Here is a 1547-nt window from a genome sequence, read left to right as displayed (position 1 = left end):
AAACCACACAACAAAAACCCCGCCAAGCCAACCGCTTGGCGGGGTTTTGCTTGGGCCAAACAAATACATGATCCGCCGATTGACCTGCTGCGTGATGCGGGCTGGGTCGTGAACGCCAAGCGGGTCGAACGGATCTGGCGGCGGGAGGGGCTGAAGGTCCCACAAAAACAACCGAAGAAGGGCGCCTCTGGCTTAATGACGGGTCCTGCATCCGCCTGCGGCCGGAGCGGCCCAACCATGTCTGGTCCTACGACTTCGTCGAAAGCCGGACACATGAGGGAAGGAAGTTCCCAATGCTCAACCTCATCGACGGGTTCACCCGGGAATGCCTGGCAATCCGGATCGACCGGCGGCTGAGATCGACGGACGTCATCGACATGCTGTCGGACCAGTTCATCCTCCGCGCCGTGCCGGATCACGCATTGAAATCACACTGTCCACGGGAGTCGAACTAGGGCAGACGCAAGATCATGTCGCGTTCACTGTTCAAGCCGCCCGCATCTCTCGAAACGATATGAGACGCTTGGCGTCTTCGTCCCACAATACAAGTTTCACGCAACGTAGGCTCTGCAGAAGGGTGATGCGACCCACGTCGCGCAGATCGGGATGATCTCGCAACACCTCCGGCAGACGATAAAACGGCACCTTGGCTGACAAGTGATGCACATGGTGGATGCCAATGTTTCCAGTAATCCAGCGCAGAGGAAAGGGAAGATCGTAGTGCGAACTGCCGTGCAGCGCGGCGTGATGAAAATTCCAATCGTTGCCCTCGGACCAGTGCGTTTCTTCGAATTGATGCTGAACATAGAAAAGCCAGACGCCGGCAGTCGCCGCCATCAGGGTGATTGGCACCTGAACCATGAGAAAGGAACCGATCCCCATAAGCCACATCAGGCCGGCGACGGGCAAGGCGACGCCAAGGTTGGTGGCGATTGTCGACGTCCAGGGCTGTATGCCGGCGCGCATGAGGCCGAATGGCAATCGATACTGACAGACGAACAGCCAGGCGGGTCCGAGACCGAACATCACAAGGGGATGGCGATAGAACTGATAGCGCATGCGGCCCCACCAGGACAACGCACGATACTCCCGGACGGTGAGAGTGTTGACATCGCCGATCCCCCGCTGGTCGAGGTTGCCTGCCGTTGCATGGTGGACGGCATGGGTGCGGCGCCAGTAATCGTAGGGCGTGAGCGTAAAGACACCGATGACACGACCTGTCCAGTCATTGATGCCGCGCCGCGCGAACAAAGTGCCGTGACCGCAATCGTGCTGCAGGATGAAAAGGCGGACCAGAAAGCCGGCAGCCGGGATCGTCAGCAAGAGGCCCCACCAGAAGCCGTACACCGCGGCCACCGCACATAATGTCCATAAGGCGACAAAGGGCAGCGCCGTTATGGCTATCTCGACCGTGCTGCGGACGGGGTTAGGTTGCCGATACTGCGCGAGGACCTTTGTCCAGGAGCGGTCGCTGCCCTCAATGGCAGCACCATCAGAAACATTATTTTCCACTAAGTTTCCAAGCCTACAAGTGCGCCCAAGCAGAA

The 1547-nt window shown here is 58.8% G+C and carries 1 protein-coding gene and 1 pseudogene; one reads left to right on the top strand and one right to left on the bottom strand.

Translation table 11 applies throughout. From position 1 onward, the window contains the following. Window positions 1-84: 84 nt before the first annotated feature. Window positions 85-440: pseudogene (locus tag NUU27_RS25305) on the top strand (DDE-type integrase/transposase/recombinase); the annotation flags it as partial. A 46-nt stretch (window positions 441-486) separates the two neighbouring features. Here the strand turns inward: NUU27_RS25305 and NUU27_RS25300 are convergent. Then, complete coding sequence (locus NUU27_RS25300; protein WP_257765056.1) at window positions 487-1512, bottom strand: fatty acid desaturase; 1026 nt, start codon at window positions 1510-1512, stop codon at window positions 487-489. Window positions 1513-1547 lie beyond the last annotated feature (35 nt).

It is taken from the genome of Nitratireductor sp. ZSWI3 (assembly GCF_024655565.1).
Taxonomy (GTDB): Bacteria; Pseudomonadota; Alphaproteobacteria; order Rhizobiales; family Rhizobiaceae; genus Nitratireductor.
This window is presented reverse-complemented; position numbering and strand designations above follow the sequence as displayed.